The organism is Streptomyces sp. NPDC102270, assembly GCF_044766405.1.
Classification (GTDB): domain Bacteria; phylum Actinomycetota; class Actinomycetes; order Streptomycetales; family Streptomycetaceae; genus Streptomyces.
In genome coordinates, this window is the sequence record NZ_JBIWLX010000005.1 from 297,643 (window position 1) to 322,256 (window position 24,614).

General features: G+C 67.6%; 26 protein-coding genes. 14 read left to right on the plus strand and 12 right to left on the minus strand.

Features of this window, described 5'->3' with window-relative positions:
• Positions 1–7: 7 nt before the first annotated feature.
• A complete protein-coding gene (locus ACIRP7_RS11655) occupies positions 8–415 on the minus strand; it encodes a hypothetical protein (protein ID WP_403656644.1) in 408 nt (135 codons plus the stop codon).
• Between the two features lie 555 nt (positions 416–970).
• Here ACIRP7_RS11655 and ACIRP7_RS11660 point away from each other — a divergent pair.
• Positions 971–2,479 (plus strand): glycosyltransferase family 87 protein, encoded by a 1,509-nt coding sequence (locus ACIRP7_RS11660; protein WP_403656646.1) that lies wholly within the window; start codon positions 971–973, stop codon positions 2,477–2,479.
• A gap of 102 nt (positions 2,480–2,581) precedes the next feature.
• Here the strand turns inward: ACIRP7_RS11660 and ACIRP7_RS11665 are convergent, their stop codons facing one another.
• From ACIRP7_RS11665 to ACIRP7_RS11675, 3 genes are all read right to left on the minus strand, one after another.
• A complete protein-coding gene (locus tag ACIRP7_RS11665) occupies positions 2,582–3,613 on the minus strand; it encodes an alanine racemase (protein WP_403656648.1) in 1,032 nt (343 codons plus the stop codon).
• A gap of 74 nt (positions 3,614–3,687) precedes the next feature.
• Positions 3,688–4,809 carry a peptidoglycan bridge formation glycyltransferase FemX gene (gene femX, locus ACIRP7_RS11670; RefSeq protein ID WP_403656651.1) on the minus strand — a complete coding sequence of 374 codons (1,122 nt, stop codon included), beginning with the start codon at positions 4,807–4,809 and terminating at the stop codon, positions 3,688–3,690.
• A gap of 180 nt (positions 4,810–4,989) precedes the next feature.
• Positions 4,990–5,304 carry a hypothetical protein gene (locus ACIRP7_RS11675; RefSeq protein WP_403656654.1) on the minus strand — a complete coding sequence of 105 codons (315 nt, stop codon included), beginning with the start codon at positions 5,302–5,304 and terminating at the stop codon, positions 4,990–4,992.
• A gap of 264 nt (positions 5,305–5,568) precedes the next feature.
• Here ACIRP7_RS11675 and rpsF point away from each other — a divergent pair, with 264 nt between their 5' ends.
• The 4 genes from rpsF to rplI all read left to right on the plus strand — a co-directional run bounded on the left by rpsF (position 5,569) and on the right by rplI (position 7,299).
• Complete coding sequence (gene rpsF, locus ACIRP7_RS11680) at positions 5,569–5,859, plus strand: 30S ribosomal protein S6 (protein ID WP_007383258.1); 291 nt, start codon at positions 5,569–5,571, stop codon at positions 5,857–5,859.
• A gap of 75 nt (positions 5,860–5,934) precedes the next feature.
• Positions 5,935–6,540 (plus strand): single-stranded DNA-binding protein, encoded by a 606-nt coding sequence (locus tag ACIRP7_RS11685; protein WP_403656656.1) that lies wholly within the window; start codon positions 5,935–5,937, stop codon positions 6,538–6,540.
• 57 nt (positions 6,541–6,597) lie between these two features.
• Positions 6,598–6,834, plus strand: coding sequence for a 30S ribosomal protein S18 (gene rpsR, locus ACIRP7_RS11690; RefSeq protein WP_003949403.1), 237 nt, complete (start codon positions 6,598–6,600; stop codon positions 6,832–6,834).
• Positions 6,835–6,852: 18 nt separating this feature from the next.
• Positions 6,853–7,299, plus strand: coding sequence for a 50S ribosomal protein L9 (rplI, locus tag ACIRP7_RS11695; protein ID WP_020134131.1), 447 nt, complete (start codon positions 6,853–6,855; stop codon positions 7,297–7,299).
• Between the two features lie 136 nt (positions 7,300–7,435).
• Here the strand turns inward: rplI and ACIRP7_RS11700 are convergent, their stop codons facing one another.
• The gene (locus tag ACIRP7_RS11700) at positions 7,436–8,773 is read right to left on the minus strand and encodes an MATE family efflux transporter (protein WP_403656659.1); all 1,338 of its coding nucleotides are present in this window, start codon (positions 8,771–8,773) and stop codon (positions 7,436–7,438) included.
• Between the two features lie 460 nt (positions 8,774–9,233).
• Between ACIRP7_RS11700 and dnaB the strand changes: the two genes are divergently transcribed.
• Together dnaB and ACIRP7_RS11710 are read left to right on the plus strand one after the other, a co-directional pair.
• A complete protein-coding gene (gene dnaB, locus ACIRP7_RS11705) occupies positions 9,234–10,712 on the plus strand; it encodes a replicative DNA helicase (protein ID WP_037707244.1) in 1,479 nt (492 codons plus the stop codon).
• A 232-nt stretch (positions 10,713–10,944) separates the two neighbouring features.
• Positions 10,945–12,330: a serine hydrolase domain-containing protein gene (locus tag ACIRP7_RS11710; RefSeq protein WP_403656661.1), complete on the plus strand. Its 1,386-nt coding sequence runs from the start codon at positions 10,945–10,947 to the stop codon at positions 12,328–12,330.
• 90 nt (positions 12,331–12,420) lie between these two features.
• On the opposite strand, the gene ACIRP7_RS11715 is transcribed toward ACIRP7_RS11710, so the two are convergent.
• Positions 12,421–12,873: a GNAT family N-acetyltransferase gene (locus ACIRP7_RS11715; RefSeq protein WP_403656663.1), complete on the minus strand. Its 453-nt coding sequence runs from the start codon at positions 12,871–12,873 to the stop codon at positions 12,421–12,423.
• 142 nt (positions 12,874–13,015) lie between these two features.
• On the opposite strand from ACIRP7_RS11715, the gene ACIRP7_RS11720 reads away from it, so the two are divergent.
• On the plus strand, positions 13,016–14,224 hold the full coding sequence (locus ACIRP7_RS11720; RefSeq protein ID WP_403656665.1) for an MFS transporter: 1,209 nt from the start codon (positions 13,016–13,018) through the stop codon (positions 14,222–14,224).
• A 36-nt stretch (positions 14,225–14,260) separates the two neighbouring features.
• Here the strand turns inward: ACIRP7_RS11720 and ACIRP7_RS11725 are convergent, their stop codons facing one another.
• Positions 14,261–15,127: a GNAT family N-acetyltransferase gene (locus tag ACIRP7_RS11725; protein ID WP_403656667.1), complete on the minus strand. Its 867-nt coding sequence runs from the start codon at positions 15,125–15,127 to the stop codon at positions 14,261–14,263.
• A gap of 208 nt (positions 15,128–15,335) precedes the next feature.
• Between ACIRP7_RS11725 and ACIRP7_RS11730 the strand changes: the two genes are divergently transcribed.
• Both ACIRP7_RS11730 and ACIRP7_RS11735 read left to right on the plus strand, forming a co-directional pair.
• Positions 15,336–15,968, plus strand: coding sequence for an HAD family hydrolase (locus tag ACIRP7_RS11730; RefSeq protein WP_403656669.1), 633 nt, complete (start codon positions 15,336–15,338; stop codon positions 15,966–15,968).
• A gap of 254 nt (positions 15,969–16,222) precedes the next feature.
• A complete protein-coding gene (locus ACIRP7_RS11735; RefSeq protein ID WP_403656672.1) occupies positions 16,223–17,662 on the plus strand; it encodes a globin domain-containing protein in 1,440 nt (479 codons plus the stop codon).
• A gap of 12 nt (positions 17,663–17,674) precedes the next feature.
• Here the strand turns inward: ACIRP7_RS11735 and ACIRP7_RS11740 are convergent, their stop codons facing one another.
• From ACIRP7_RS11740 to ACIRP7_RS11760, 5 genes are all read right to left on the minus strand, one after another.
• Positions 17,675–18,157 carry an NUDIX domain-containing protein gene (locus ACIRP7_RS11740; protein ID WP_403656674.1) on the minus strand — a complete coding sequence of 161 codons (483 nt, stop codon included), beginning with the start codon at positions 18,155–18,157 and terminating at the stop codon, positions 17,675–17,677.
• Positions 18,158–18,245: 88 nt separating this feature from the next.
• Entirely contained in the window at positions 18,246–19,166 is a 921-nt protein-coding gene (locus ACIRP7_RS11745; RefSeq protein WP_403656676.1) for a LysR family transcriptional regulator, read from the minus strand.
• 238 nt (positions 19,167–19,404) lie between these two features.
• Positions 19,405–20,544 (minus strand): cystathionine gamma-lyase, encoded by a 1,140-nt coding sequence (locus ACIRP7_RS11750; RefSeq protein WP_403656679.1) that lies wholly within the window; start codon positions 20,542–20,544, stop codon positions 19,405–19,407.
• Positions 20,541–21,032 carry a low molecular weight protein-tyrosine-phosphatase gene (locus ACIRP7_RS11755; protein WP_403656681.1) on the minus strand — a complete coding sequence of 164 codons (492 nt, stop codon included), beginning with the start codon at positions 21,030–21,032 and terminating at the stop codon, positions 20,541–20,543. The genes ACIRP7_RS11750 and ACIRP7_RS11755 overlap by 4 nt, the downstream gene beginning before the upstream one ends.
• Positions 21,033–21,038: 6 nt before the next feature.
• The gene (locus ACIRP7_RS11760) at positions 21,039–21,416 is read right to left on the minus strand and encodes a phage holin family protein (protein ID WP_403656684.1); all 378 of its coding nucleotides are present in this window, start codon (positions 21,414–21,416) and stop codon (positions 21,039–21,041) included.
• A gap of 57 nt (positions 21,417–21,473) precedes the next feature.
• Here ACIRP7_RS11760 and ACIRP7_RS11765 point away from each other — a divergent pair, with 57 nt between their 5' ends.
• The 4 genes from ACIRP7_RS11765 (at position 21,474) to ACIRP7_RS11780 (ending at position 24,071) form a co-directional block, all read left to right on the plus strand.
• A complete protein-coding gene (locus ACIRP7_RS11765; RefSeq protein ID WP_389998398.1) occupies positions 21,474–21,791 on the plus strand; it encodes a cupin domain-containing protein in 318 nt (105 codons plus the stop codon).
• A 158-nt stretch (positions 21,792–21,949) separates the two neighbouring features.
• Positions 21,950–22,162 carry a DUF5326 family protein gene (locus tag ACIRP7_RS11770; protein WP_352391428.1) on the plus strand — a complete coding sequence of 71 codons (213 nt, stop codon included), beginning with the start codon at positions 21,950–21,952 and terminating at the stop codon, positions 22,160–22,162.
• Between the two features lie 636 nt (positions 22,163–22,798).
• On the plus strand, positions 22,799–23,536 hold the full coding sequence (locus ACIRP7_RS11775) for an IclR family transcriptional regulator (protein WP_403657137.1): 738 nt from the start codon (positions 22,799–22,801) through the stop codon (positions 23,534–23,536).
• 97 nt (positions 23,537–23,633) lie between these two features.
• On the plus strand, positions 23,634–24,071 hold the full coding sequence (locus ACIRP7_RS11780; protein WP_352391426.1) for an SsgA family sporulation/cell division regulator: 438 nt from the start codon (positions 23,634–23,636) through the stop codon (positions 24,069–24,071).
• Positions 24,072–24,614: the final 543 nt, after the last annotated feature.

The following is a 24,614-nucleotide window of genomic DNA, read 5'->3' on the forward strand; positions in this document are numbered from 1 at the left end:
CTGGAGGCTATTCGTTGAACTCGCCACTATCGTTGCACGGTTCACCCATGGTGGGGTCCATGAATGCACTAGTCGGGTACTTTCCCCAGCAGATGACGAACGTATAGCTGCCAGAATTACCGATGTTATAACCCTTGCTGCCGCATCCGCTGTCGCCGCCGTCGGAGACCGTCATGACTCTTTCGTAGCCGGAGGTGGTGATATATGAATTATAGAAAACTGCACCATATACCCCCTTGCCGTCCGCCTGGGTGTCGCAGATCTTGAAGACGTCTCCGTCGTCAATGAAGGTCATGTAGCCATGGCCTATGTCTACGGTCTTGTTTGCGGCAAAGGCTGGGCTCGCTGTCGCGACAATCATCGCGGCGGCGCCCGCGGCTCCCGCCGCCATGCGGGTGAGCTTGGAATTAAGCATTATCCCCCCCTTATTGTCCGGTCTATTTGTGAACCGGATCACGTTGTCAGTTTAATGTATGGGGCAAGTCTGCCATGAACTCGTCAAAACTGCAATGCAGCCAGGGCGAATTCGTGCTCCCGTGTCGGAGCGGCCCTTGGGAACGGGCAGCGATTGCTCCCACCCGCCGCCCTCTGTGGAAACTCGACACGCGAGAGACGTGATGCCTCATCCCAAGAAGCCCGTCGCCTCGTCCAGTGACGCTCAGCCGCGACTACGAGACCCCGCCCCCCGCTCCAAAGCCCTGATTCATCCGGCTAAGACCGACCTGATGGTCCACCTCCTCGCCGGCGAGGCCACCGTATCCGAGCGCGACATGACAGCTCGGGATCAAACACCAATTCCAGGTTGAAACAACAGGAGAAAACGACCTCTAATGAAGACTGGAGGCGTGTACTTGGCGTATGCGGAGGGCGCGTGGGGTGACGGCTGATTCCGCCTGTCCACAGGGGCCGCCGCCCTGACGGTGCGGCGGCCCTCGGCGTACTCCTAGCCTCGTACGGCAGGATGGGCCGCATGCCCAGTGCTGAATCGACGCCAGCGAGCGTGCGCGAGTCGGACCCAGTGCGTCCGACCAAGGACGACGAGGTCTCCAGGAACGGCAGTGAGTTCATCGGCGGCCCGCTCGGGCGGCGCGCCCTGCTGGGGACCTCCTGGTGGACGCCCGTCCGGGTCATCGCGCTCGTGGCCATCGGCGTGTTCGCGCTCGGCCTGGTCCAGAAGGCGCCCTGCTACAACGGCGGCTGGTTCTTCGGTGCCAGCACCCAGTACACCCACGCGTGCTACTCGGACATCCCGCATCTCTACCAGGGACGCGGATTCGCCGACGGACTCGTCCCCTACTTCGACAAGCTCCCCGGTGACATGCAGTACCTCGAATACCCGGTGCTGACCGGTGTGTTCATGGAGGTCGCCGCCTGGCTCACCCCCGGCAGCGGCAGCATCCAGCACCAGGAGCAGTGGTACTGGATGGTCAACGCAGGAATGCTGATGGTCTGCGCGGCCGTCATCGTCGTCTGCGTGAGCCGTACCCACGCCCGTCGTCCCTGGGACGGTCTGCTGGTCGCCCTGGCGCCCGCCTTCGCATTGACCGCCACCATCAACTGGGACCTTCTGGCGGTCGCTCTGACGGCCTCCGCGATGCTGATGTGGGCGCGGGGCCGCTCGCTCGCCTTCGGTGTCCTCCTGGGGCTTGCGACCGCCGCCAAGCTCTATCCGATCTTCCTGCTCGGACCGCTGTTCGTGCTGTGCTGGCGGGCGGGCAAGTGGCGGGACTTCGGCAAGGCCCTGGGCGGCGCGGTCGTCTCCTGGCTCGTGGTGAACCTGCCGGTGATGTACTTCGCCTTCGACGGCTGGTCGAAGTTCTACACGTTCAGCCAGGAACGCGGAGTGGACTTCGGCTCCTTCTGGCTGATCTGGGCCCAGAGATCGAGCGACCCGCTGAGTACGGAGACCGTCAACCTCCTCGCCACGCTGCTGGTGCTGCTGTGTTGCGCGGGCATCGCGGTGCTTGCCCTGACCGCCCCACGGCGGCCGCGTTTCGCCCAGCTCGCGTTCCTGATCGTCGCCGCCTTCATCCTCACCAACAAGGTCTACTCACCGCAGTACGTCCTGTGGATGGTGCCGCTGGCCGTGCTGGCCCGGCCGAAGTGGCGGGACTTCCTGATCTGGCAGGCGTGCGAAGTGGCGTACTTCCTGGGCATCTGGATGTACCTGGCGTACACGACCAGCGGCAACGCCCACAAGGGTCTGCCGACCGACGGCTACCACTGGGCCATCGGACTGCATCTGCTGGGCACGGCCTACCTCTGTGTGATGGTCGTGCGCGACATCCTCATGCCGGAACGGGACGTGGTGCGCCAGGCCGGCGACGACGATCCCTCGGGCGGTGTGCTCGACGGAGCGGAGGACGTCTTCGTGCTGGGTCCCGCTGCCCATCCACCGCGGCACGCGGCCCACTTCGACGGGCCGGTGGAATGGGGCGGCGACCGCAGCGACCGGGAGGCCACCGGCGGTTCGCTCTGAGCGAACACCACCTGTATGGCGTACGCCGGTTGAGCCACTCACGTGAAAGGCCGTACACGGAAGCCTCCGTGTACGGCCTTTTCGCAAGCAGTGCTCAAGCGTTCAGCGATCGACGATCCGGTCGAACTGCGTGGTGGTGTGCCGCAGATGGGCCACCAGCTCCTCGCCGACCTTCGGCTCCGGGGCGTCCGAGGGCACGAAGAGGATGGAGACCTGCATGTGCGGCGGTTCGGCGAACCAGCGTTGCTTGCCGCCCCAGACGAACGGAGAAAGGTTCCGGTTGACCGTGGCCAGGCCGGCCCGGGCGACGCCCTTGGCGCGCGGCATGACGCCGTGCAGGGCCTTCGGGGCCTCCAGGCCCACGCCGTGCGACGTACCGCCCGCCACGACGACCAGGAAGCCGTCGGAGGCCGCCTTCTGCTGCCGGTAGCCGAAGCGGTCCCCCTTGGAGACGCGGGTGACGTCCAAGACGGCGCCGCGGTACTCGGTGGCCTCGTGGTCCCCGAGCCACAGCCGGGTCCCGATGCGGGCGCGGAAGCGGGTCTGCGGGAACTGCTGCTGCAGCCGGGCGAGGTCCTCGGCCTTGAGGTGGCTGACGAACACGGTGTGCAGCGGCAGCCGGGCCGCGCGCAACCGGTCCATCCAGCCGATCACCTCCTCGACGGCGTCCGAGCCGTCGGTGCGGTCCAGCGGCAGGTGGATCGCGAAACCCTCGAGACGGACGTTCTCTATGGCGGCGTGCAGCTGCGGCAGCTCCTGCTCACTGATGCCGTGCCGCTTCATCGAGGACATGACCTCGATGACGACACGGGCGCCCACGAGGCCGTAGACCCCGTCGATGGACGACACCGAGCGGATGACGCGGTCGGGCAGCGGTACGGGTTCCTCGCCCCGCCGGTACGGCGTCAGCACCAGCAGGTCACCGCCGAACCAGTCCTTGATCCGCGCGGCCTCGTAGGTCGTGCCGACGGCGAGGACGTCCGAGCCCAGCCGGGTCGCCTCCTCCGCCAGCCGCTCGTGCCCGAAGCCGTAGCCGTTGCCCTTGCAGACCGGGACGAGTCCCGGGAACTGCTCCTGCACGTGCTTGTGATGCGCCCGCCAGCGCGCGGTGTCGACGTAGAGCGTGAGCGCCATGGCCGGACCTGGAACCTTTCTGGTCGCTGCGGTGTATCAGAGGTATGGGAGCTATTGAAGCGAAGAACGCGCGATCAGCGGCGCGACATGTAGATGTCGAGGGCCTTGTGGAGCAGCTTGTTGAGCGGGAAGTCCCACTCGCCGAGGTACTCGGCCGCCTGGCCGCCCGTGCCCACCTTGAACTGGATCAGACCGAAGAGGTGGTCGGTCTCGTCCAGCGAGTCGGAGATGCCCCGCAGGTCGTAGACGGTCGCGCCGAGCGCGTAGGCGTCACGCAGCATCCGCCACTGCATCGCGTTCGAGGGCCGGACCTCACGGCCGATGTTGTCGGAGGCGCCGTAGGAGTACCAGACGTGGCCGCCGACGATCAGCATGGTCGCCGCCGACAGGTTCACGCCCTCGTGCCGGGCGAAGTACAGCCGCATCCGATTGGGGTCCTCGCTGTTGAGGGCCGTCCACATGCGCTGGAAGTACGACAGCGGGCGGGGCCGGAAGTGGTCGCGCACCGCCGTGATCTCGTACAGCCGCTGCCATTCCTCGAGGTCCTGGTAACCGCCCTGGACGACCTCGACGCCGGCCTTCTCGGCCTTCTTGATGTTGCGGCGCCACAGCTGGTTGAAGTTCCTGTGGACCTCTTCCAGGGAGCGGTTCGCGAGCGGCACCTGGTAGACGTAGCGGGGCTGCACGTCACCGAAGCCGGCTCCCCCGTCCTCGCCCTGCTGCCAGCCCATCCGCCGCAGCTTGTCGGCGACCTCGAAGGCGCGTGGCTCGATGAAGTCGGCCTCGATGTCGCGCAGGCGCTTCACGTCCGGGTTCTGGATGCCGGCCTTGATGGAGGTGGCCTCCCAGCGCCGGATGATCACCGGCGGACCCATCTTCACGGAGAAGGCGCCCTGGTGCTTGAGATGCGCGAGCATCGGCTCCAGCCACTCGGTCAGATTCGGCGCGAACCAGTTGATGACCGGGCCCTCGGGCAGATAGGCGAGGTAGCGCTTGATCTTGGGCAGCTGACGGTAGAGGACCAGACCCGCGCCGACCAGCTCGCCGGTCCTCTCGTCGAACCAGCCGAGGCTCTCGGAGCGCCACTCCGCCTTGACGTCTGCCCAGGCAGGAACCTGCATGTGGCTCGCCGAGGGCAGGCTCTGGATGTACGCCAGATGCTGCTCGCGACTGATCGTCCTCAGGGTCAGGCTCATTGTGGGGCGCTCCTCGGGCTGGTGTGTCCCCATGGGTACAGGGGCTCCGGCTCTCGCGCCGAAGCCTACTGCGCCTTGCGAGCGCCCAGACTGGGCGTACGGAACCCGCGCCCCGGCTCATGGGCTGCTGAGGCGTTCCGCGGTGCTTTGGGTGGTGTTGAGGGGACGGTGCCCGTGGCGTCAGTTGATGACCCCGCCGAAGAGGCCGCCGTGCGCCATGCCGAGGAAGAATCCGACCGCGGCCGCGCCGAGGCCCAGGATCAGTCCGAAGCGCTCCCGGGTCGTCTCCGATACCCACTGGCCGTAGGCACCGGTGAGGATGCCCACCAGGCCGGTCCAGGAGCTGAGCAGGTGCAGGTTGTGGAACATCGCCGAGACGAACGCCGTGATGCCCAGCACCAGGGTCACCGCGAGCAGCGTGTGCTGGAGCGGATGGGACTTTCCGTCCGTGGCGAAAAGGCCTCCGGCGGTGTTGGGTCGCATTGCCTGTGCCATAGGGCACCTCCTGCGGAAGACGGCGCATGGTAGCGCCATACACACCCGATGTTGTACAGAGTGACCGTCCTCGGGGCCGGATTTCAACCGGAAGCCGGTGTGCGGGTAGTCTGTACCGTCTGCACGGTGTCTGCCCATGTCACGACCGGAGCTACCGCGAGGAAGCCCCGATTGTCAGTGGCGGCCGATACCGTTGCGTACGCATCACAACCCTCCTGCCACGGAACGACCGTGGCCGTTGAGTCCAAAGGAGGTGGGTTCCACATGCGTCACTACGAGGTGATGGTCATCCTCGACCCCGATCTGGAGGAGCGCGCTGTCGCCCCCCTGATCGAGAACTTCCTCTCCGTCGTCCGTGAGGGCAACGGCAAGGTGGAGAAGGTCGACACCTGGGGCCGTCGTCGGCTCTCGTACGAGATCAAGAAGAAGCCCGAGGGCATCTACTCGGTCATCGACCTGCAGGCCGAGCCTGCGGTCGTCAAGGAGCTCGACCGCCAGCTGAACCTGAACGAGTCGGTCCTCCGGACCAAGGTCCTCCGCCCCGAGACCCACTGAGCTTCCGCTCAGTTGATCCCGGGATCCGAGTAGCAGCAACCAAGCAGCCAGAGCAAACCCGCCGAGAGGTTCCCCATGGCAGGCGAGACCGTCATCACGGTCGTCGGCAATCTTGTCGATGACCCCGAGCTGCGCTTCACCCCTTCCGGTGCGGCGGTCGCGAAGTTCCGTGTCGCGTCCACCCCCCGCACCTTCGACCGTCAGACGAACGAGTGGAAGGACGGCGAAAGCCTGTTCCTGACCTGCTCGGTCTGGCGTCAGGCGGCGGAGAACGTCGCCGAGTCGCTCCAGCGAGGCATGCGCGTCATCGTGCAGGGCCGGCTGAAGCAGCGGTCCTACGAGGACCGTGAGGGCGTCAAGCGCACGGTCTACGAGCTGGACGTCGAGGAAGTCGGCGCCAGCCTGCGCAGTGCCACGGCCAAGGTCACCAAGACGGCCGGCGGTGCCGGTCGTGGTGGCCAGGGCGGTTTCAGTGGCGGTGGCGCCGGTGGCCAGGGTGGCGGCGGCTGGGGCGGTGGCCCCGGCGGTGGTCAGCAGGGCGGCAGCGCTCCCGCTGACGACCCCTGGGCGACCGGCACCCCCGCCGGTGGCAGCCAGGGCGGCGGCAGCGGCGGCGGCTGGGGTGGAAACTCCGGCGGCAGCGGCGGTGGCGGCGGCTACTCGGACGAGCCCCCCTTCTAGGCCTCGGGCCGAGGGGTGGGTCGTACCCACACTTCTTGATCACACAGGAGAAACACCATGGCGAAGCCGCCTGTGCGCAAGCCTAAGAAGAAGGTCTGCGCTTTCTGCAAGGACAAGGTCACGTACGTGGACTACAAGGACACGAACATGCTGCGGAAGTTCATTTCCGACCGCGGCAAGATCCGTGCCCGCCGCGTGACCGGCAACTGCACGCAGCACCAGCGTGACGTCGCCACGGCCGTCAAGAACAGCCGTGAGATGGCGCTGCTGCCCTACACGTCCACCGCGCGATAAGGGAAGGGTGACCGACTAATGAAGATCATCCTCACCCACGAGGTCTCCGGCCTCGGTGCCGCGGGCGACGTCGTCGACGTCAAGGACGGTTACGCTCGCAACTACCTGATCCCGCGGAACTTTGCGATCCGCTGGACCAAGGGCGGCGAGAAGGACGTCGAGCAGATTCGTCGTGCTCGCAAGATCCACGAGATCCAGACCATCGAGCAGGCCAACCAGGTGAAGGCGCAGCTCGAGGGCGTCAAGGTCCGCCTGGCCGTCCGCTCCGGCGACGCCGGTCGTCTCTTCGGTTCCGTCACCCCGGCCGACATCGCTTCCGCGATCAAGGCTTCCGGTGGTCCCGAGGTCGACAAGCGCCGCATCGAGCTGGGCTCGCCGATCAAGACCCTGGGCGCCCACGAGACGTCCGTGCGTCTGCACCCCGAGGTTGCCGCCAAGGTCAACATCGAGGTTGTCGCGGCCTGACGGCTGCGGTTGTCTTGAGCAGTGGTGAGAGGGGCCGTGCCCATGGGTACGGCCCCTCTTGCATGCCACAAGCCATCGTGGAGTGCGTGGTGTTTCACGTGAAACGTGACGGCCCACGATGTTTCACGTGAAACGGTCAGCGGGTCGCGCCGGTGACGATCCAGCGGCCTGAACGGGTTCGCAGCCAGAGCGTCAGCATGCGGATCACCATCATCAGTGTCATCGCTGCCCACAGTGCGGTGAGTCCGCCGCCCAGTACAGGCACGAGCAGTGCTACCGGGGCGAAGACGGCCAGGGTGATCACCATGGCCCAGGCGAGGTACGGTCCATCGCCCGCTCCCATCAGAACGCCGTCCAGGACGAAGACGACACCGCAGATCGGCTGAGAGAGAGCCACGATCACCAGAGCAGGCAGAGCAGTGTCCTTGACCGCGGAGTCGCTGGTGAACAGAGGAAGGAACAGCGGTCGGGAGAGTACGACCAGTACGCCGAGAACGACTCCGACTGCGATGCCCCACTCGACCATCCGACGGCATGCCTGGCGGGCGCCCTCGGTGTCGTCGGCGCCCAGATAGCGCCCGATGATGGCCTGGCCGGCGATCGCGATGGCGTCCAGTGCGAAGGCGAGCAGGCTCCACAGGGACAGGATGATCTGGTGGGCGGCGATGTCGGCGTCCCCCAGACGGGCTGCGACGGCTGTGGCGATCATCAGGATCGCCCTCAGGGAAAGCGTGCGAACCAGCAGTGGGACACCGGCTTGGGCGGAGGCCCTGATCCCGGCGGCGTCAGGGCGCAAAGATGCGCCGTGCCTGCGGGCTCCGCGGACGACGACCACGAGATAGGCGGCGGCCATGCCGCACTGGGCGATGACTGTGCCCCAGGCGGAACCCGCGATGCCGAGGCCGGCGCCGTAGACGAGCCCTACGTTGAGAGCGGCGTTGGCTACAAACCCAGCGATGGCGACATAGAGCGGAGTCTTGGTGTCCTGCAACCCGCGGAGTACCCCGGTGGAAGCGAGCACCACCAGCATGGCAGGGATGCCGAGGGCCGAGATCCGCAGGTAGGTGGTCGCGTAGGGGGCCGCCGTGTCAGAGGCGCCGAAAAGCTCGACGATCGAAGGGGCGGCGGGCAGGACGACGGTGATGACAGCGGCACCGAGCAGTAGTGCCAACCAGATGCCGTCCATCCCCTGGCGGATGGCTGCCTGGAGATCGCCGGCTCCCACACGGCGGGCGACGGCAGCCGTGGTGGCGTAGGCGAGGAAGACGAAGACGCTGACGGCTGTCGTCAGGAGAGCCGAGGCGATGCCGAGGCCGGCGAGTTGGGCGGTGCCCAGATGGCCGACGATCGCGCTGTCGGCCATGACGAAGAGAGGCTCGGCGACGAGCGCGCCGAAGGCCGGAACGGCGAGGGCGACGATCTCGCGGTCGTGCTCTCGTCGGGTGGCCTTGGGGGTCGCGGACGCCTGTGTCATGTGCACCAATCTAATCGTCCACAGGTAAGAGATGCAATGGAGATTAGACCCTTACCCGCGTTCGTGGGGTGCCTGTCGCTGTGTACAGTTCGAACTGATCTTGAGCCGACCGGGAAAGTTTTTCTCCTGCACAGCCGGTGGACGACGAAGATGCAGGTCAGCGCAGGTTTACGAGAAGGGCGGCGAGCTTGTTCACAGGGCTGTCCACCGGGTCGTGCACAGGTTTTGCGGAGTTCTCCACAGCATCCGGGCCGTCGTCCACATGGCCTGTGGATAACCAGATTGGCTGACGGTGCCCGCGGGCCTACGGTGGACCGGCGCCCACTCCGTCCGTCGGCCTGGAAACCATCACAAAACCGACGCGCCAGAACCGGAGTTGGGCGTCTCATTTGTCAGTGCCGTGCCGTAGAACTGAGAAGCACGGCGAGGGTCCGCTCGGCGGACGGGAGGAGGTGGCTCGGTGAGTATTTCCGAGCCCTTGGACGACCCCTGGGCCGACAGCGGTCCCAGTGATCGTCTGCCTTCCTCGCGTCGCCGCGGCGACGGAGGCCGGGGGCGTGACGAGCAACACGACCGCGGCAGGGACACCGGCGAGTGGGACGGCGGAGGTACCGCTTTCGAGCGGGTCCCGCCCCAGGATCTGGACGCGGAGCAGTCCGTCCTCGGCGGCATGCTCCTGTCCAAGGACGCCATCGCGGACGTCGTCGAGGTCATCAAGGGCCACGACTTCTACAAGCCCGCCCACGAGACGATTTTCCAGGCGATCCTGGACGTCTACGCCAAGGGCGAGCCGGCCGACCCCATCACGATCGCCGCCGAGCTCACCAAGCGCGGCGAGATCAACAAGGTCGGCGGCGCATCGTATCTGCACACCCTCGTCCAGACCGTTCCGACGGCCGCGAACGCGGAGTACTACGCGGAGATCGTCCACGAGCGGGCCGTCCTGCGGCGCCTGGTCGAGGCGGGGACCCGCATCACCCAGATGGGATACGCGGCCGACGACGACGTCGACGAGATCGTCAACCGCGCCCAGGCCGAGATCTACGCGGTCACTGAGCAGCGCACCAGTGAGGACTACCTGCCGCTCGGCGACATCATGGAGGGCGCGCTCGACGAGATCGAGGCGATCGGCTCGCGCAGCGGCGAGATGACCGGGGTGCCGACCGGCTTCACCGACCTCGACTCGCTCACCAATGGCCTGCACCCGGGCCAGATGATCGTCATCGCGGCCCGCCCCGCCATGGGCAAGTCCACCCTCGCGCTGGACTTCGCCCGCGCGGCCTCGATCAAGCACAACCTGGCCAGCGTCATCTTCTCCCTCGAGATGGGGCGCAACGAGATCGCGATGCGTCTCCTGTCGGCCGAGGCGCGGGTGGCCCTGCATCACATGCGTTCGGGCACCATGACGGACGAGGACTGGACCCGGCTGGCGCGCCGGATGCCCGAGGTGTCCTCCGCGCCGCTCTACATCGACGACTCCCCGAACCTGTCGATGATGGAGATCCGGGCGAAGTGCCGCCGGCTGAAGCAGCGCAACGACATCAAGCTCGTGATCATTGACTATCTGCAGCTCATGCAGGCCGGTGGGTCCAAGCGCTCCGAGAGCCGTCAGCAGGAGGTCTCGGACATGTCCCGTAACCTCAAGCTCCTCGCCAAGGAGCTGGAGGTGCCGGTGATCGCGCTGTCGCAGCTCAACCGTGGTCCCGAGCAGCGCACGGACAAGAAGCCCATGGTGTCCGACCTGCGTGAGTCCGGCTCCATCGAGCAGGACGCCGACATGGTGATCCTGCTGCACCGTGAGGACGCCTACGAGAAGGAGTCGCCACGCGCGGGCGAGGCGGACATCATCGTGGGCAAGCACCGTAACGGCCCGACAGCGACGATCACTGTCGCCTTCCAGGGGCATTACTCGCGCTTCGTGGACATGGCGCAGACCTGATGTCGGTGTGGCGTCGCATCGTGCCGGCCGAGGACCACATCAAGGCTGCGGCCCCGTCATCACCGTGGACACCACGCGCCCGACCGATCCGCCGCCATCGCCGCCCAGGTCCGCCGAATGCTCGACCGCGACATGACACGGCCTCGAGACGGCAGCCGTCAGTCGACCGTCCACCATCTCCCCAGGGCTGAAGAAGTCGACGCCCGGCCACCCCACGGGATGGACTGAGGGCATGACGACATCTCAGGAAGAGCTGCTTCCCGGCACGCGCCGGGCGTTGCTGCACCGGATCGCCGTGGCCCAGGCAGAGGGGAGGGCACCCTCACTGGTCGCGGCGGTCGTGCGGGACGGACGGACCATGTGGCGCGGTGCGCGCACCTCGGTGGACGGGCACGGCCCGGACGAGAACGTGCAGTACCGCATCGGCTCGATCACCAAGACCTTCACCGCCGTCCTCGTCCTGCGGCTGCGTGACGAGGGGCTGATCGACCTCGGCGACCCGCTGGAGAAGCACGTACCCGGCACGGGAGCGGGGGAGGCCACCGTTGCCGAACTCCTCGCCCACACCGGTGGATTGGCGGCCGAGTCCCCAGCACCCTGGTGGGAGCGCACTTCAGGGGCTCTGCGTCCCGAACTCGCCGACGTACTGGGTGAGCAGCCTTTCCTGCATCCGGTCGGACGCCTCTTCCACTACTCGAACCCCGGCTACACGCTGCTGGGAGCACTCGTCGAGAAGCTGCGCGGGGCTCCCTGGGATGAGGTGCTCCGGCGTGAAGTACTCGCACCTCTGGGTCTCGACCGCACGAGTGTCCGTCCGGAAGCACCGCATGCGGGCGGCTGGGCGGTCCATCCGTGGGCCGATGTGATGCTGCCCGAGCCCTCCGAGGACCTGGGGCGGATGGCTCCAGCCGGCCAACTCTGGTCGACCGCGTCGGACTTGGCCCGTTTCGCGGTCTTCCTCGCGAACGGCGACGACCGGGTGCTGTGCGCGGAGACCTTGCGCGAGATGCGTACGCCCGCGGCACCGGCCGGGACGGGGGAGCTCGCCGACGGTGCCACGTACGGGCTCGGGTTGCAGATTCAGCACCGTGACGGACGCCTGCTCGTGGGTCATTCGGGCTCGCTGCCGGGGTTCCTCGCGAACCTCACGATCAGTGTGACGGACGATGTCGCCGCGGTCGTGCTGGCCAACTGCACCTCCGGCCCGCTGCTGTCCGGCCTGGGGGCCGATCTCGTACGGATCGTCGCCGAGGCGGAGCCCAGGATCCCCGAGCCCTGGCGCCCGATGCGTGAAGTTGATTCGCACGAGCTGGAGTTGGCGGGTCAGTGGTACTGGGGAACGCATGGATTCGCCCTACGGCTGACGGCGGACGGACTGGTCTCGCTGGAGCCTCTGTCGGGAGCGGGTCGGCGTTCACGATTCCGGGCCAACGGTGACGGCACCTGGACGGGCCTGGAGGGCTACTTCCAGGGGGAGCTCCTGAAGGCCGTACGGCGGCCTGACGGATCCGTGGACCACCTCGACCTCGGTTCGTTCGTGTTCACTCGACAGCCGTACGACGAGGGGGCTTCCGTGCCCGGTGGAGTGGATCCGGAGGGGTGGCGAGGCATCGGCTAGGCACCCGTGGCTGATCCGACTGAGCGGCGCCCTGTTTCACGTGAAACAGGGCGCCGTTGCTGTGCAGAGAGGAATGGCCACGGAGAACGATCAGAGGGCCAGCTTGAAGCCCACGTGTGAGGCAGTGAAACCGAGCCGTTCGTAGAAACGGTGGGTGTCAGTACGTGTGTTGTCGGACGTCAGCTGTACCAACTGGCAGTTCTGACGTCGGGATTCCTCGACCGCCCACTCGATGAGCCGGGACCCGAGTCCACTGCCACGCTCATCGGCGTGGATGCGCACCCCTTCGATGATCGATCTGGTGGCACCGCGGCGGGACAGTCCCGGAACGATGGTGAGCTGAAGCGTGCCGACCACGCGGTCCTCCCGCGTCGCGACGACCACATGCTGGTTCGGGTCGGAGGAGAGGCGCTCCAGTGCGGCGAGATAGGGCTCCAGGTCGTCCGGGGTCTCCCGCTGGGCACCCAAGGGGTCGTCGGCGAGCATGCCGACGATCGCGGAGACGTCGTCCGTCGTGGCGGGCCGAATATCAAGATCTCCCATGTCCGCACCCTATGCGGGGCACTCGTGTGCGGGTGCCGCAGATGCACGGAGAGATTGCCGCCACTTGCATATATAGCGCGTCTGCAATTATTGTGTTCGAGCGAAACATGCTCCTGCAATCGTTTGGGAAGGTGTCACCCCCATGCCGCTCGCGCTCCTGGCCCTCGCGACCGGGGCCTTCGGAATCGGAACGACCGAGTTCGTGATCATGGGGTTGCTGCCCGAGGTCGCGGACGACTTCGGGGTCTCCATCCCCACCGCCGGCTTCCTGGTCACCGGTTACGCGCTCGGCGTCATGTTCGGCGCCCCGCTGATGACCGCCCTCGGTACCAAGATCTCCCGCAAGCGGATGCTGATGCTGCTGATGGGGTTGTTCGTCGTCGGCAACCTGCTCTCCGCCCTCGCCCCGGCCTTCACCGTCATGCTGATCGGCCGTGTGGTCGCCTCCCTCGCCCACGGAGCGTTCTTCGGGATCGGCTCGGTCGTCGCCGCCGACCTGGTGGCCCCGAACAAGAAGGCCGGAGCCATCGCGATGATGTTCACCGGCCTGACCGTCGCCAATGTCGTCGGCGTCCCGCTGGGCACACTGATCGGGCAGGGTGCCGGCTGGCGTCTCACGTTCACGATCGTCGCGGCCCTCGGCGTCATCGGCCTGATCGGCATCGCCAGGCTCGTCCCTGACATGCCCAGGCCCGAGGGCGTACGCCTGCGTCACGAGCTGGCCGCCTTCAAGAACGCTCAGGTGCTGCTCGCCATGGCGATGACGGTCCTCGGATTCGGCGGTGTCTTCGCCGCCATCACCTACATCGCGCCGATGATGACCCACGTGGCAGGCTTCGCCGACGGCTCGGTGACCTGGCTGCTGGTCCTCTTCGGCCTCGGCATGGTCGGCGGCAACCTCGTCGGCGGCAAGTACGCCGACCGGGCCCTGATGCCCATGCTGTACGCCTCCCTGGGCGCCCTGGCCGTGGTGCTCGCGCTCTTCACGTTCACCGCACACCACAAGGTCCTGGCCGGCGTCACGATCACTCTCATCGGCGCCTTGGGCTTCGCCGCCGTGCCGCCGCTCCAGAAGAGGGTCCTCGATCAGGCACACGAGGCCCCGACGCTCGCCTCGGCCGTCAACATCGGTGCCTTCAACCTCGGCAACGCCCTCTCCGCCTGGCTCGGCGGGCTGGTCATCTCGGCCGGTCTCGGTTACACCGCCCCCAACTTGGTGGGCGCCGGCCTGGCCACCGGGGCCCTTCTCCTCGCGTTCCTCTCGGCCGCGCTGGAGCGCCGGGACAGTGCTCCCAGTGCCGTGGTCACAGGGGCGACGCCCGCAGAACAGCGGACCGTGGTGCACCACTGAAACTCCGGGACACCGGTGCCGTCGTACAGGCGTGCCTCAGAGCGCGGCCACCGTCAGCGGAGCGAACCGCCGGCTCCAGTCGCCCGGCAGCTCCGGGATCCCGTAGGTCATGACCGAGTTGAAGGCGACCGGCGCCAGACCGCGTTCTCTGGCCCACGCTCGTAGCTTTTCGTGCCGTACGTCGATGTCGGTGCGCAGGGGACGGTCGGTGCCGGCGGCGAGCGACGTGATGAGTGCCTGGGCCGTCTCGGTGTCACGGGCGATCAGCGGGCCCACGACATGGGTGCGCATGTTTGGCCAGGCGGCCGCGTATCCGATGACTCGGCCGTTCTCCTCGGCGACGCGGAACTGATCGGCGAAGGCAGGCAGCCGGGTGATGAAGTGGGTGCGATCCGTCCCGAGCACCTCCTCGTCGAGCCGGAGAATCGTGGTGAGGTCCTCGGCGGTGGCCGCACGCGTGTTCACCGTCGGTGCCGGGCCGCCCGGAGTGAAGTGTCCGTGGAGCATCTCCGCCCGGCCGGTGACCTTGAAGCCCAGTTCCTCGTACAGCGGTCGGCCGTAGGGCGTCGCGTGAAGAGTCAGCGGGGTGGTGCTCATCGCGGACAGGATGTGACGCATGAGCCGACGGCCGATGCCCTGTCGGGCGTGGCGTTCGGCGACCAGCACCATTCCGATCGCTGCCAGATCGGGCTCGCTGTAGGGGCCGTACTCCGTGACCACGCAGGCGGTGACAAGGCCTCCGTCGGGGTCGTCGATGCCGTAGCCCTTTCCGGCCGCGAGGAGGAGGCCCCACTTGTGCTCCTCGCGTGGCCACCCCCGGTCCTCGGACAGGTCCGCGCAGGCCGTGAGATCACGAAGCGTCAGACGACGGATGGGGAGAGCGGCGAGAGAAGGAGTCGGCACGCAGGTCAGGCTGTCCGACGCATGCCCTCGGCGTCCACCTGTTTCCCGGGGTGCGTACGAGCTTTTGGCCATGTCGTGGACAAGCGCACAACACGCGATCAGATGCCGGGTGTTTCACGTGAAACATCGAAGAACGGCGACCGTCCGGTGATCGACCGGAAGCACCCGGGACGCCTCACTGATCGTATGGACCACTAGCCTCAGGAACATGGCGAGACTTCATCTCTTCGATCTCGACAGCACTTTGATGCATGGAACCAGCGCACCTGTGCAGATTTCCCGGCAACTCGGACTTGAGGCCGAGACGGTGGCGCTCGACCAGGCGATCGGGGCCGGACTGATAGGCCCGTCCGAATACGCCCAGCAGGTGTACGAGTTGTGGGCGTCCCTGACCGAGGCGCACGTCGTCGCCGTCTTCGAAGGCGCACCGTGGTTGACCCGCATTCGTGAGGTCTGGGAGGAGATCAGAGGGCGGGGCGACTACTGCGCGGTGGTGTCACTCTCACCGTCCTTCTTCGTGGAACGGCTCATCGGTTGGGGAGCCCATGCCGCGTACGGATCCCGCTTTCCGGCCGTCCCCTTCACCGAGCCCGTGGATCCTGCGGGAGCACTCAGCGCCGCCGCCAAAGTGCTGATCGCGGACCTGCTGTGCGAGCAGTTCGGCGTGACCCGGGCCGACTGCGTTGCCTATGGAGACTCGTCCTCCGACAAGGACCTGTTCGCCGCGGTGCCGATCTCGGTGGCGGTCAACGCGGACCATCAACTGTCCGATATCTCAACCCACTCCTACAAGGGCATGGACCTGTGGGAAGCCTATGAATTGGTGTGCCGCGCCCGGTAATTGAGTCCATTCATGGTTCACCTGTATCCGGAGTGGCGGCCGAGGGAGGGGCAATGCAGCCTATCGGGACGGAGAGATCGAAAACCCGCATTTGTGGTTATGCGGCCAGGGCATCCATACACGGTGGGACGATGAATGTGGCCGCGTCGACCGTGACGCCGAGCGGGGAAAGCAAGCCGTCTGCGGGGGAAGCAGGCATCTTCCGATCGAGGAAGTCCGCAGACCGATCGAGAGATGTCGAGGCGAGGCACACCATGGACGCTCCGACCGCCATGTCGGCCGACAACGGTACTTCCGGGGGCGGGAGCGGCTGGTTCGCTTCCGGCCATCAGCCGGCGGCGGACGCCTCTCCAGGAGCCCCGGCAGCCATCGAAACGGACCCGCCGGCCCAGACCACAGTGCCGCCCGAGGCTCCAGCCCGGACCACACTGCCGCCCGGTACGGAGATCGACCGCGAGGAAGTCCCACCCGCCGAGGAGACACCCGCCCCGGTCGACCGGGCACAGGTCCCGGGACGGTCGGCTTCCGCGCACCCCCTGGTCCCCGTGCGCTCCTCTCCGCCCCAGGACGCTCTCCAGCCGTCCTCCCCGGACGCCGTCCGTATCCGCCGGACCATGGCCGAGATCGCCCCTGTCGCCGGGAAGGTCACGTCGTACTTCTACGCGTTGCTCTTCGTACGCCATCCCCATCTGCGCCCGCTGTTCCCCGCCGCCATGGACGCCCAGCGGGACCGCCTGCTCAGGGCACTGTTGACGGCGGCCGAGCACATCGACAACACCCCGGTCCTGGTCGAGTACCTGCAGAGCCTGGGGCGGGGACACCGCAAGTACGGCACGCGCGCCGAGCACTACCCGGCGGTCGGAGAGTGCCTCATCGGCGCGCTGAGCAAGTACGCCTCCGACAGCTGGGACACGGAGACCGAAGCGGCGTGGGTCCGGGCGTACACGAGGATCTCTCAGATGATGATCGACGCGGCAGCCGCGGACGAACGGCGCGCTCCGGCCTGGTGGTACGCGGAGGTCGTCTCGCACGACCTGAGGATCCCGGACGTCGCCGTCGTCGCCGTCCGGCCCGACCAGCCCTATCCGTTCCTCGCCGGCCAGTACACGAGCCTGGAGACGCCGTGGTGGCCGCGCATATGGCGGCATTACTCCTTCGCCTCGGCACCCCGCTCGGACGGGCTGCTGTCGTTCCACGTGAAGGCTGTTCCCGCGGGCTGGGTCTCCAACGCCCTGGTGCGCCGGGCCCGCCCCGGCGACATCATCCGGCTCGGTCCGCCCACCGGGTCGATGACCGTGGACCACACCACCGACAGCGGACTGCTCTGCCTGGGCGGAGGTACCGGCATAGCGCCGATCAAGGCGCTGGTCGAGGACCTGGCCGAACACGGTGCACGACGATCGGTCGAGGTGTTCTACGGGGCCCGCACCGACAACGACCTGTACGACATCGACACGATGCTCAGGCTCCAGCAGTCCCACCCCTGGCTGTCGGTCCGCGCAGTCGTCGACCAGCAGGCCGGTCTCCAGCTCCCCGACGCCGTACGCCAGTACGGTCCCTGGCACGAGTACGACGCCTATCTCTCGGGGCCGCCCGGCATGATCCGCAGCGGTGTGGACACGCTCAGGTCCATCGGGATCCCGTCGGACCGCATACGCCACGACTCCGTGGAGGAACTCGTCCTGGCCCAGTGACCTCGCGAGGGGTCAGCCCAGGTCCGGCGCGTGCATGGCCCGTACGCCCTCGATGTTGCCGTCCAGATAGTGCCGCAGGGACAGCGGGACCAGGTGGACGGAGGCGATCCCGACGCGGGTGAACGGCACCCGGACGATCTCGTACTCTCCGACGGGCTCGTCCACTTCGGGCCCGTGCCGCAGGGACAGGTCCATCGACTCCAGGTGGCAGACGAAGAAGTGCTGCACCTTCACTCCGGTGGCGCCGCCGTCGTCACCGATGTGCTCGACGGTGTCCACGAAGCAGGGCACCACGTCGGTGATCTTGGCACCGAGCTCCTCGTACACCTCGCGGTGCAGGGCGTCGACGACGGTCGTGTCCGTCGGCTCGACTCCACCACCGGGAGTCAGCCAGTAAGGATCCATGCCGGGCTTCGTGCGCTTGATCAGGACCAGATCGTCGCCGTCGAGCAGGACGGCACGGGCGGTGCGCTTGACCACGGGTCGGACGGTCATGTGGGGTATGTGGCCCGGATGGTTCCACGTGAAACATCGCGTGGTGTCACCGGCCGGGCTCGCTGGGTTATGAGCGCGAAATCCCAGCTCAACACCAGTCGACAGCCGCCCGCAGCAGCCATTCGTGCGCCCGCGCGATATGCGGCATCGCCAGCGTCCCTGTGCGCACCACCAGGAAGTACGTCCGCAACGGAGGCACGGTGGGCTCATGCAGGGCGACGACGTCCCCGCGCTCCAGCGCGGCCGCGCACAGATACCGCGGCAGCACCGCGAGCCCGGCGCCCGCGACCGCGCAGGCGAGTACGGCGCGCAGATCGGGGACGACGACGGTGCCCGGTGCGGCCGGGCGGCAATCGAAGACGGAGGCCCAGTAGCGCGAGACGAAGGGCAGCGACTCGTGCACCTCGATCACGGGCACGTTCTCGAACGCGGGGGCCCGCTTGATTGCCGGAAGCGCCTTGGCCGCCTCTCCTGAGCCGAGCTGGTCGGCCCAGCTCGGGGCGGCGACCAGGACGTGCTCCTCGTCGCAGAGCGTGCTCGCGGTGAGCAGCGCACCCCGTGGACGGGCCGTGCTGATGGCCAGATCATGATGCCCGGCGGCCAGACCCTCCAGGGTCTCCTCGGCGTTGCCGAAGGAGGCCCGCAGAGCGAAACCCTGGCCGTCCTCGCCGGTCAACTCGGTGAGGGCGGGCAGTGCCCGCTCGGCGGTGAACTCGGGAGGCCCCGCAAGATGCAACGTGCGCAAGGACGACTCGTCGTCGAGGCCGGTCTCGGTGATCTCCACCAGGGCGTCGAGATGAGGTGCGGCCTTGTGGGCGAGTTCGTCGCCGATGGTCGTGGGGGTCACGCCGCGGGCCTGCCGTAGGAACAGGGGGCGCCCCAACTGCCGTTCCAGGGTGCGGATCTGCGAGGTGACGGCCGGCTGGGACAGTCCGAGCAGCGCGGCGGCGCGGGTGAAGGAACCGGAGCGGTGCACCGTCACGAAGGTGCGCAGCAAGGCCAGATCCATGGTGGCGTCCCCCTCCCCGCCCCATTCCCGGCCCCGGGGCAGGGGCCCAACTATAAATATGTCGATAGGTCTCTGTCGCTACTGTGATTGGACACTGACACAGAGTCAACTAGCCTTGTTCGCGCGGTTCTTCGCGCGCGGGAACCGGGGCGGTCCGAGCCACGAGGGGGGAGGCTCGGACCGTCCGTTGTGCGTATCCGGACATGGCCGGGCGTCGGTGAAAGCCCTGCTGAAACGGTCAGTCGGCCGACTCGTCCAATGCCCGCAGCACGTCCGCCACCAGGTCCTCGGGGTCCTCCGCCCCGACCGAGAAGCGGATGAAGCCCTCGGGCACGTCGTCTCCGCCCCAGCGTCGACGCCGCTCGGCGGTCGAGCGCACCCCGCCGAAGCTCGTCGCGTCGTCCACGAGCCGCAGGGCGTCCAGGAAACGCTCGGCACGCGCACGCGTGGGCAGCGTGAAGGAGACCACGCATCCATAGCGCCGCATCTGCTGTGACGCGATCTTGTGCGAGGGGTCGTCGGACAGCCCCGGGTAGCGCAGCCCGCTCACCTCAGGTCGCCTCTGCAACGCCTGCGCGAGCACGAGCGCGGTCGCGTTCTGTCGGTCCACGCGCATCTGAAGGGTCGCGATCGACCGATGGGCGAGCCAAGCCTCCATGGGCCCCGCGATCGCCCCGACGATCTTCCTCCAGCGGCGGACGGCGCCCATGGCCTCGCCCTCGCGGCCGGTGACGTACCCGAGGAGGACGTCTCCGTGCCCCGTGAGCTGCTTGGTGCCACTGGCGACGGAGAAGTCCGCGCCGAGCTCCAGCGGGCGCTGTCCGAGCGGTGTGGCGAGGGTGTTGTCGACGGCGACGAGCGTCCCACGCGCGTGTGCCGCCTCGACGAGCCGCCGGATGTCGCACACGTCGAGTCCGGGGTTGGACGGGCTCTCGATCCACAGCAGCCGCGCGCCGTCGAGAACGTCGAGCTGGGCGTCGCCGCCGGTCGGGGCGGTGCGTACCGTGATGCCGTACGCCTCGAGCTGGGCGCGGATCAGCGGCAGCACCTGGTAGCCGTCGCTGGGCAGGACGACCGTGTCCCCGGCGCGCAGCTGCGAGAAGAGCACGGCGGCGATGGCGGCCATGCCCGAGGCGAACACCAGCGTCTCCACCCCGTCCTGCCCCGGCGCCTCCAGCTCGCCGATGGCGCGTTCCAGCAGGCTCCAGCTCGGATTCGTGTCGCGGCCGTAGGTGTACGGGCCGTCGACCTCGCCGGGCAGGTGGAAGTGGGCGGCGAAGGCCGGACCGGGCAGGGTCGGTTCGTTCTTGACCGTCTCGGGCAGTCCGGCCCGTACCGCGCGCGTGCCCTCTCCCGTGTCCGCAGTTCTGTCCCTCATGCCACCCGTCCTTCCGTCTGCTCGCGCACCTCGGCGAGCAGACCCTCGCTCGCCGCCTCCACCATCTCAAGGCACTCCTCGAAGCCGTCCAGGCCCCCGTAGTACGGGTCCGGAACGTCGAGGTCGGCGCCCGCGGCGGGGTCGTACGAACGCAGCAGCCGTACCTTTCCGGCGTCCTCCGGTGTGGGGGCGAGGCGCCGAAGGGTCCTGAGGTGGCCGGCATCGAGGGCGATGACGAGGTCGAGGCGGGAGAACCAGGAGGAGCGGAACTGCCGGGCCGTATGGACGCCGCTGTAACCGTGCTCCTCCAGGACGGACACGGTGCGTGGGTCCGCGCCGTCGCCCTCGTGCCAGCCGTCCGTACCGGCGCTGTCGACCTCGACCAGGCCGTCCAGGCCGGCTTCCGCTACGCGGGCGCGGAAGACCGACTCGGCCATCGGGGAACGGCAGATGTTGCCCGTGCAGACGAAGCAGACCCGGTAGGTCATGCCTCCTCAGTCCTCGTCGGGCAGGACGACGTGCAGGGCCCAGGACACGATCGAGATGATCAGACCGCCCAGGACGGCGGTCCAGAATCCCTCGACGTGGAAGCTCAGGTCGAGCTTGTCGGCGAGCCATGAGGTCAGCAGCAGCATCAGCGCGTTGACGATCAGCGTGAACAGGCCGAGCGTCAGGATGAACAGCGGGAAGGTCAGCACCTTCACGACTGGTTTGACCAGGAAGTTCACCAGGCCGAAGACCAGGGCGACGAGAATCAGCGTCCAGGCCTTCTTGCCGGTGCTGCCACCAGTCAGGGTGATCTTGTCGAGCAGCCAGACGGCGACCGCCAGGGCACCCGCGTTGGCGATCGTCTTGACTAGGAAATTCTTCATGTGTCTGATCGTGGCAGAAGAGATCGGTTACGAGTACGACGAGGGCGGACGAAGTCGATGAAGGCATTCCGGTTGGACGAGCTGGAGGCGGAGCGCGCCGCCAATGACGGCGCGTATCTCCAGTTCCTGCGTGAGCGGAACATGTCGGTCGGCCTGTACGCACTCGACGCGGGCGCGCAGGACCCTCAGCAGCCGCACCGCCAGGACGAGGTCTACCTCGTGGTGAGCGGACGCGCGGCGATCACCGTGGGCATGGAGACCACCCAGGTCGCGCGCGGCAGCGTGGTGTACGTGCCGGCCGGTGTCGCCCACAAATTCCACCACATCAGCGAGGACCTCAGGGTCATGGTGGTGTTCTCTCCCCCGGAGAGCTGACCTGCGACCTCGGGGTTCCCTAGGGGATCAGTCAGGGGAGGACAAGGGGTGCGAGGCCCCCGCAGCGGCATGTCCCGGCCCTAGCATCGGGTGCAGGACATTGTGGATCCGGTACCAGAGGGGCCGGACAGTGCCGGACTGCAGAGAGGTTGAGTGCGATGGGAGAGATCTTCGCGGGGTTGCCGTGGTGGGTGAAGTGGGTCGCGGTGCCGGTCATCGCCCTGGTCGTGTTCGGCGGGCTGATAGCCACGGTTGTCGGCTTCGTCATCGGCCTGCTCTTCAAGCTGCTGATCTTCGTGGCCCTGGTCGGTGGACTCGTCTACGTCGTACGGAAGTTCATGTCGAGCTCCTCGTCGCGCAGCGACTGGTGAGCGTCCGGAGCGGGCGGGGCGACCGGTAACAGGAATCCCCCGTTCCCTCGGGCGAGGGAAGTTTCGCTGACGGGTCGTATACGTGCCGTGTCGGAGCGTTAAAGTCCGGAACTCGACGCGGGGACGACCCCGCGAGCGGAGTACACCCCCACCCGTGTTCCCCGCACGGGCTGCCCCCTCGCGCTCCGGGAGTGCCCCTTGGCCACGGTTGACACCGCACCCGCACAGATCGACACCCGCTCGACGACGCCTCCCGCACAGCCGACGGCTTCGGAACGAACGACGGCTCCTGGAGGCCCGGCAGCTCCCGCCCGGCCGACAGCTCCGGGACGGTCGCCGGCTTCGGTACAGCCCCCTCCTCCCGCCGGGCCGATGGACCCGGTACGGGCCTCGGCTTCGGTACGACCGACGGATCCCGCAGATCCGGTAGCTCCTGCCCAGCCGGCAGCTCCCGCACGGGCGCCGGCTTCGGTACAGCCCCCTCCTCCCGCCGGGCCGATGGACCCGGTCCAGGCGTCGGCTCCCGCACAGCCGTCCGCTCCTGTGCGGCCAACGGGCCCGGTACGGGCGTCAGCCCCCGTCCAGCGGCACTCGGGGCCCTCCTCCGAACCTCCCGATCAGGCCCACTCCGCGACCCTGATCGGGTCCGTCCAGCGTGCGATGCGCCTGCTCGAATCCGTCGCGGAGCACGAGCACGGAGCCCCTGCCAAACAACTCGCGCGCGAGACCGGGCTGGCGCTCCCCACGGCGTACCACCTGCTGCGCACCCTCGTGCACGAGGGCTATCTGCGTCGAGACAAGGGCTTGTTCTTCCTTGGGGAGGCGGCCGAGCGGCTGAGCAGCAGTGGAGCCGAGCAGAAACGTCGCAGCACCGTCGTCGAGGCGCTTGCGCACTGGCGCGATCTGATCGGCGTGCCGGTGTACTACGCGCAGTACCGGAACGGAGAGATCGAGGTCGTCTGTGTCTCCGACAGCCCCGGCAGCCCGGCAGTCGAGGAGTGGGCCGACTTCCGTGAGACCGGGCATGCGCACGCCATCGGGCAGTGTCTGCTCGCCCAGCTCGACGACGAGGCCCGGCGCGACCACCTCGACCGGTACCCCGTGCAGTCCATCACGCCGTACACCGTCCGCGACGGCCACAGCCTGCTCCGGCGCCTGGAACGAACCGCGCGGATGGGCCCGGTGATCGAGCGTCAGGAATACGCGCTGGGGACGGTGTGTGCGGCGATTCCCATCACGCTGGGTAACGCGGCGTCAACGATGGCCATTTCGCTGCCCGTCCATCAGGCGGACCGATTGCTGACCGCCACCCAGCAATTGCAAGAGGAGATCGGTCGTCTGATGGGCTCGCTCACGATCTCTATCAGTATCTGAAAACTCACTCCTTGTGATCTGTTGCTCACGTTCAGCAAGATGCCTCAATGTCAGAGGGATCAGTTCCGGCCGACGAAGGCAGATGACGGGGTAGGCGATGCGCGAGTCCGTACAGGCAGAGGTCATGATGAGCTTTCTCGTGTCGGAGGAGCTCTCCTTCCGCATTCCGGTGGAGCTCGGCTACGAGGCCTGCGATCCCTACGCGGTCCGGTTGACCTTCCATCTCCCGGGCGATGCCCCGGTGACCTGGGCTTTCGGTCGCGAGCTGTTGATCGACGGGGTGGGGCGGCCCTGCGGGGAGGGCGATGTACGGGTCGCGCCCGCCGGTTCCGACCTACTGGGCGATGTCCTGATCAGGCTTCAGGTCGGCGGCGACCAGGCCCTGTTCCGCTCGTCGACGGCGCCGATCATCGCCTTCCTCGACCGCACCGACAAGCTGGTGCCGCTGGGGCAGGAGACCGCGCTGGCCGATTTCGACACGCATCTCGATGAGGCGCTGGACCGGATCCTGGCGGAGGAACAGAGCGCGGGCTGACCTCTTACGGCAGCGGGGTGGCGGCTTCCTTCGTCAAAGGGTTGGGGGTGCAGGAACGCTTCTGCTGGGGCGGAGGTGGTCTGGTGGAGTGCAGGGTGGATCAGGCCTGCGTGGTGCTTCTGCCGAAGTGTGGACGTGACGAATCCTGACGGCGGTGCCCGGCGAGAGGTCGGCTGGGGGGCGGAAGTGATGTGGCGTGATCCAGCGCGCGTGCGCACAGGTTCTATGGCAAGCGGGTCTCCTTGGACGAGTCGAGGAGCCGAGGAGCCGAGAACAGAACCTGGAAACCCCGGAACCGCAGCCTGAGAACCGGGGACTCGGAGCTGGGCCCGGGAGCTGAGACCCGTATGCGGGAGCCGGGACTGGGAGCCAGACCGGAATCGGCACCCACCCGGCAGGAGGCGGAATCCCAAAACCTGGGCCGCAACCGGAAGTTTGCAGCCGGGAGCCGGGAGCCGGGAGCCGGGAGCCGGGAGCCGGGAGCCGGGAGCCGGGAGCCGGGAGCCGGGAGCCGGGAGCCGGGAGCCGGGAGCCGGGAGCCGG

Coding starts and splice junctions, on each gene's coding strand:
- ACIRP7_RS11655 (WP_403656644.1), bottom strand. CDS start 415: ATGCTTAATTCCAAGCTCACCCGCATGGCGGCGGGAGCCGCGGGCGCC.
- ACIRP7_RS11660 (WP_403656646.1), top strand. CDS start 971: ATGCCCAGTGCTGAATCGACGCCAGCGAGCGTGCGCGAGTCGGACCCA.
- ACIRP7_RS11665 (WP_403656648.1), bottom strand. CDS start 3,613: ATGGCGCTCACGCTCTACGTCGACACCGCGCGCTGGCGGGCGCATCAC.
- femX (WP_403656651.1), bottom strand. CDS start 4,809: ATGAGCCTGACCCTGAGGACGATCAGTCGCGAGCAGCATCTGGCGTAC.
- ACIRP7_RS11675 (WP_403656654.1), bottom strand. CDS start 5,304: ATGGCACAGGCAATGCGACCCAACACCGCCGGAGGCCTTTTCGCCACG.
- rpsF (WP_007383258.1), top strand. CDS start 5,569: ATGCGTCACTACGAGGTGATGGTCATCCTCGACCCCGATCTGGAGGAG.
- ACIRP7_RS11685 (WP_403656656.1), top strand. CDS start 5,935: ATGGCAGGCGAGACCGTCATCACGGTCGTCGGCAATCTTGTCGATGAC.
- rpsR (WP_003949403.1), top strand. CDS start 6,598: ATGGCGAAGCCGCCTGTGCGCAAGCCTAAGAAGAAGGTCTGCGCTTTC.
- rplI (WP_020134131.1), top strand. CDS start 6,853: ATGAAGATCATCCTCACCCACGAGGTCTCCGGCCTCGGTGCCGCGGGC.
- ACIRP7_RS11700 (WP_403656659.1), bottom strand. CDS start 8,773: ATGACACAGGCGTCCGCGACCCCCAAGGCCACCCGACGAGAGCACGAC.
- ACIRP7_RS11710 (WP_403656661.1), top strand. CDS start 10,945: ATGACGACATCTCAGGAAGAGCTGCTTCCCGGCACGCGCCGGGCGTTG.
- ACIRP7_RS11715 (WP_403656663.1), bottom strand. CDS start 12,873: ATGGGAGATCTTGATATTCGGCCCGCCACGACGGACGACGTCTCCGCG.
- ACIRP7_RS11720 (WP_403656665.1), top strand. CDS start 13,016: ATGCCGCTCGCGCTCCTGGCCCTCGCGACCGGGGCCTTCGGAATCGGA.
- ACIRP7_RS11730 (WP_403656669.1), top strand. CDS start 15,336: ATGGCGAGACTTCATCTCTTCGATCTCGACAGCACTTTGATGCATGGA.
- ACIRP7_RS11735 (WP_403656672.1), top strand. CDS start 16,223: ATGGACGCTCCGACCGCCATGTCGGCCGACAACGGTACTTCCGGGGGC.
- ACIRP7_RS11740 (WP_403656674.1), bottom strand. CDS start 18,157: ATGACCGTCCGACCCGTGGTCAAGCGCACCGCCCGTGCCGTCCTGCTC.
- ACIRP7_RS11745 (WP_403656676.1), bottom strand. CDS start 19,166: ATGGATCTGGCCTTGCTGCGCACCTTCGTGACGGTGCACCGCTCCGGT.
- ACIRP7_RS11750 (WP_403656679.1), bottom strand. CDS start 20,544: ATGAGGGACAGAACTGCGGACACGGGAGAGGGCACGCGCGCGGTACGG.
- ACIRP7_RS11755 (WP_403656681.1), bottom strand. CDS start 21,032: ATGACCTACCGGGTCTGCTTCGTCTGCACGGGCAACATCTGCCGTTCC.
- ACIRP7_RS11760 (WP_403656684.1), bottom strand. CDS start 21,416: ATGAAGAATTTCCTAGTCAAGACGATCGCCAACGCGGGTGCCCTGGCG.
- ACIRP7_RS11765 (WP_389998398.1), top strand. CDS start 21,474: ATGAAGGCATTCCGGTTGGACGAGCTGGAGGCGGAGCGCGCCGCCAAT.
- ACIRP7_RS11770 (WP_352391428.1), top strand. CDS start 21,950: ATGGGAGAGATCTTCGCGGGGTTGCCGTGGTGGGTGAAGTGGGTCGCG.
- ACIRP7_RS11780 (WP_352391426.1), top strand. CDS start 23,634: ATGCGCGAGTCCGTACAGGCAGAGGTCATGATGAGCTTTCTCGTGTCG.